The sequence below is a fragment of the Phenylobacterium sp. CCH9-H3 genome (genome assembly GCF_001557235.1).
Classification (GTDB): domain Bacteria; phylum Pseudomonadota; class Alphaproteobacteria; order Caulobacterales; family Caulobacteraceae; genus Phenylobacterium.
On sequence record NZ_LSJI01000150.1, the window covers coordinates 1 to 4163 of the forward strand.

Here is a 4163-nt window from a genome sequence, read left to right on the forward strand (position 1 = left end):
GAGCCGCACCCTCCCGCTGGCCCTCTACGGCGCGGCCGCGCAGTACGGTCGGCGCGAGGGGCTCCAGCAGGCCGGTGGCCGCGCCGTAGAGGGCCAGCGGGAGGGTGCGGCTCACACCACCTCGGCGGGGGCGAGGCGGCAGGCGTGGGCCGCGTCGGTCTCGACCTGCAGGGTGGCGTGGCCGATCTTGAACCGCGCCTCCAGGCCCTCGCAGGCAAGGTGGAGGAAGCGGTCGCCGTCGCTGTTGGCGGGACGCAGGATGTGGGCGGTCATGGCCGTCTCGGTGGTGGACAGCGCCCAGATGTGCAGGTCGTGCACGCCCTCAACGCCCGGCAGGCCGGCGAGGTAGCGGCGGACGGCCTCCACGTCGATGCCGCGCGGGGCGGCGTCGAGGGCGAGGTCCGCGGAGTCGCGCAGCAGGCTCCAGGTGCCCAGCACGATGACCCCGGCGATGATCAGGCTGAGGGCCGGGTCGATCCAGAGGATGCCGGTGCGGGCCATCAGGAAGGCGCCGGCCACCACGGCAAGCGAGACGCCGGCGTCGGCGGCCATGTGCAGGAACGCGCCGCGGACGTTCAGGTCGTCATGGCTGCCGCGCATGAAGAGGAGGGCGGTCGCCCCGTTGATCAGCACGCCCAGGCTGGCGGTCAGCATGACGAGGTCGGAATCGATGGCGGCCGGCTCGCGGAAGCGGTGCGCGGCCTCGGAGGCGATGGCGCCCACCGCCACCAGCAGCAGGATGGCGTTGGCGAGGGAGGCCAGGATGGTCGCCTTGCGCAGGCCATAGGTCCGGCGGCCGGCCGGCGCGCGCCGGGCCAGGACCGTGGCGCCCCAGGCCAGCAGCAGGGACAGCACATCGGAGAGGTTGTGGCCGGCGTCGGCCAGCAGGGCCAGGGATCCGGTCCAGAGCCCGGCCGCCACTTCGGCCGCCACGAAGGCGGTGTTGAGGATCACGCCGATGGCGAAGGCGCGGCCCATGTTGGCCGGGGCGTGATGGTGATGGCCCCCGCCATGGCCGTGACCATGCCCGTGGTCATGACCGTGGTGGTCATGATCGTGCGCGTGGTCGTGGTGGTCGTGCGCCGTCGCCATCGAGGCTATGTCTCACCGACCGGGCAGGGGATCAATGGAGGGGCGGCCCACCAGGGCCTCGGCGCGGCGGGTCGCCGCCGAAAGGCGCGCCGACCAGTCCACGACGAGGCGCGCGACGGCGGCGTCGTCCGCATCGGCGGGGACGTGGAGCGGACCGTCCCAGACCACCGCGCCCCGGCCGAACGGGGCGGCGAACATGACCTTGTCCCATGTGCCCATGAGCTGCCAGGCGGGGTTGGCGGCGATGCCCATCAGGAACACCGGCTGGCCGGAACGCCGGGCGATCTGCAGGGAGCCCGCGGCGATGACCTCATTCGGGCCGCGCGGGCCGTCGGGCGTGACGACGAGGGCGCCGCCGTCCTTCACCCAGGCGGTGGACTCGCGGATGGCGGCGACCGCCTGGCGCGCCTTGGCCGCATCGCCCTTCTTGGCCGAGGAGACGCGGATGGCGGGGAAGCCGGACATGTCCAGGGCGCGGGCGATGAACTCGCCGTCCGCCGAGGGGGAGACCAGGCAGCGGGTGCGCTTGCGCCACCACTGCGGCGCGGTGGCCAGGCAGAGGGGGATGCGGCCGTGCCAGAAGAGGGCGATGGCGCCGGTCCGGTCGTCGGCCAGCACCGGCTCCACGCAGGCCAGGTTCTCATGCCGCCAGCGGACGGTGCGCAGCACGAGGCGAAGGTACGTTCCCAGCACCCAGCCGAGGAAGCCCTGGACCCCGTCGCTCCGGAGGAAGGCCTTCAAGCGGCGGGCTCCGCCTCCAGGTCCTGGCTGCGGGCCAGGCGCGCGTAGAGGCCGCGCTGCTTCAGCAGGGTCGCGTGATCGCCGGTCTCGACGATCCGGCCCCGGTCGACCACGTAGATCCGATCCGCGCCCCGGACCGTGGAGAGCCGGTGGGCGATGAGGATGGTCGTGCGTCCGGACATCAGTCGCTTCAGCGCCGCCTGGACCTGGGCCTCGCTTTCGGTGTCGAGCGCGCTGGTGGCCTCGTCGAGCAGGAGGATCGGGGCGTCCTTGAGGAAGGCGCGGGCGATGGCGATCCGCTGCCGCTGGCCCCCGGAGAGCCGGGCGCCGGCCTCGCCCACCAGGTTGTCGTAGCCCTGGGGCAAGTCGGCGATGAAGTCGTGCGCCGCGGCGGCGCGGGCGGCGGCCTCCACCTCCGCCGGGCTCGCCTCGGGACGGGCGTAGGCGATGTTGGCGCGGACGGTGTCGTCGAAGAGGAAGGGCTCCTGGGTGACGAGGGCGATCTGGTCGCGCAGGGAGCCGAGGGTCACGTCGCGCACGTCGGTCCCGTCCAGCAGGACCCGGCCGGCGCTGACGTCGTAGAAGCGCGGAATCAGGTTGAGGATGGTGCTCTTGCCGCCCCCCGAAGGGCCGACCAGGGCCACCGTCTCGCCGCGGCGGGCCTCCAGGCTGACGCCGTCCAGGGCGGGCGGCCCATCCCCGCCATAGGAGAAGCCGACGTCCTCGAGGCGGATGTCGCCGTCGGCGCGGCCGAGGGCCTTGGCGCCGGGCCGCTCGCGCACCTCCGGCTCCACGTCCAGGGCGGCGAAGAGGCGGCGGGCGGCGGACATGCCCTCGGCGAAGACGGTCTGCAGGTTGGCGAGCTGGCGCAGGGCCTGGGAGGCCATGGTCAGGGCGGCGACGAAGGAGAAGAAGGCGCCCGCGTTCATCTCGTTCTGGGTCGAGCGCCAGCCGGCGTAGGCGAACACCACCGCCACGATCAGGGTCATGAGGAGTTCGGTGGCCGGCGCGGCGCGGGCCCGGGCGTTGGCGCCCTTGGTGAGGTGCTTCTGCCGGCGCTTCACCACCTCGGCGACGCGGGCCTCCTCATAGGCCTCGCGGTTCTCGATCTTGACGACGCGGACCCCGTCCAGCCCCTCCATGATCGCCGAGGAAAGGGCGGAGGTCTCCTCCATGGCGCCCTTCGCGGCCTTGGTGGTGCGTTTGGAGAAGCGGCGCATGATGCCGCCCGCCAGCGGCACGGCGGCCAGCAGCACCAGCGACAGCATCCAGTCGTTGGCCACCATGACCAGAAGCGCGCCGACGAAGATGAGCAGGTTCTGGGTGTAGTTCACCACGCCGGCGGTGGCCGCCTCGCGGATCAGGCCGGCGTCGTAGAGCACCGAGGAGACGAAGGCGCCGGAGTGCTGGGCGCGCAGGTGGGCGAGGTCGGCCCGCACCAGCTTGCCGAACAGCTGCACCTGGACGTCGCCGACTACGGCGTTGCCGATGCGGTTGATGAGGGTGGCCTGGATCACCTGGGCCAGGCTACGGGCCAGGGCCAGGGCGGCGATGGTGAGCGGCAGGACCAGGAGGGCGCCGGGCTTGCGGAACACCAGGAGGTCGTTGGTGGCCGGCTCGATGATCCGCACCAGCTCGGCGCTGCACCAGGCCACCGCCACGGCGGCCAGCATCGCCACCGTCCAGCCCTTCCAGCGCGGCGCCATGTAGATGCGCGCCACCCGGGCGACCAGCGCGCGGGCGGACAGCTCCGGCTGGGCTGGCTCGCTCATGGGGCTGGGGTCCGACGTTGCGGCGCGCAAGTCAAGCGCGGGCGGTGGTCGGGGGTCGGAACCGCAGAAAGCGCAGAGCACGCAGAAGGCGCCGGGGAAGGCTGGCCGCCCCGGGTCGTTCTGCGTCGTCTGCGTCTCAAGTTGGTGTCAGGAAGGCGCGGGGGCGCCGGTCAGGCGGAACTTCGCCAGGCGTGGAGGGGCGAGGCCTTGAGGGGCAGGGCCATTGAAGGCGGCCCGGGGATCGCGGCGGCGCCCAGGAGCGCGGATCGTCGGCCGGCCGGCGGGGCCGCTGTCGGCTCGCTCCCCCGCCACCGTCCTTCGGCCGGTCCCCCTCCCCGGGCGGGTGAGGAGATGCGCGCTTCGGGGAGCTCGATGTCGAGGTCGTGCCGGATGCGGACGATGCAGGTCTCGACCGCCTCGTGGACGGCTTCGAGATCCAGGTCCTCGGCGTCCAGCACCTCATCGAGCGCGTCCAGCGCCTCGTCGGAGTCGCTGGATTCATATTCGTCCCAGCCCGTCCGCTCGTACGGCGGGCGCGTCGCGGCCGCCGCTCGGGGC

4 protein-coding genes are annotated in these 4163 nt (G+C 73.1%); all 4 read right to left on the reverse strand.

The window, feature by feature from the left end:
* Positions 1–111: 111 nt before the first annotated feature.
* Positions 112–1092 carry a cation diffusion facilitator family transporter gene (locus tag AX721_RS13700; RefSeq protein WP_068876553.1) on the reverse strand — a complete coding sequence of 327 codons (981 nt, stop codon included), beginning with the start codon at positions 1090–1092 and terminating at the stop codon, positions 112–114.
* Positions 1093–1104: 12 nt separating this feature from the next.
* Positions 1105–1833, reverse strand: coding sequence for a lysophospholipid acyltransferase family protein (locus AX721_RS13705; RefSeq protein ID WP_068876554.1), 729 nt, complete (start codon positions 1831–1833; stop codon positions 1105–1107).
* Positions 1830–3605 (reverse strand): ABC transporter ATP-binding protein, encoded by a 1776-nt coding sequence (locus tag AX721_RS13710; RefSeq protein ID WP_068876555.1) that lies wholly within the window; start codon positions 3603–3605, stop codon positions 1830–1832. The genes AX721_RS13705 and AX721_RS13710 overlap by 4 nt, the downstream gene beginning before the upstream one ends.
* A 170-nt stretch (positions 3606–3775) precedes the next feature.
* Positions 3776–4163, reverse strand: a 388-nt coding sequence (locus AX721_RS27945; protein WP_197422575.1) for a hypothetical protein, incomplete at its 5' end; no start/stop codon positions are given.

Excerpts from the sequence above, each read along its gene's own strand:
- AX721_RS13700 (WP_068876553.1), bottom strand. The coding sequence starts at position 1,092 with ATGGCGACGGCGCACGACCACCACGACCACGCGCACGATCATGACCAC.
- AX721_RS13710 (WP_068876555.1), bottom strand. The coding sequence starts at position 3,605 with ATGAGCGAGCCAGCCCAGCCGGAGCTGTCCGCCCGCGCGCTGGTCGCC.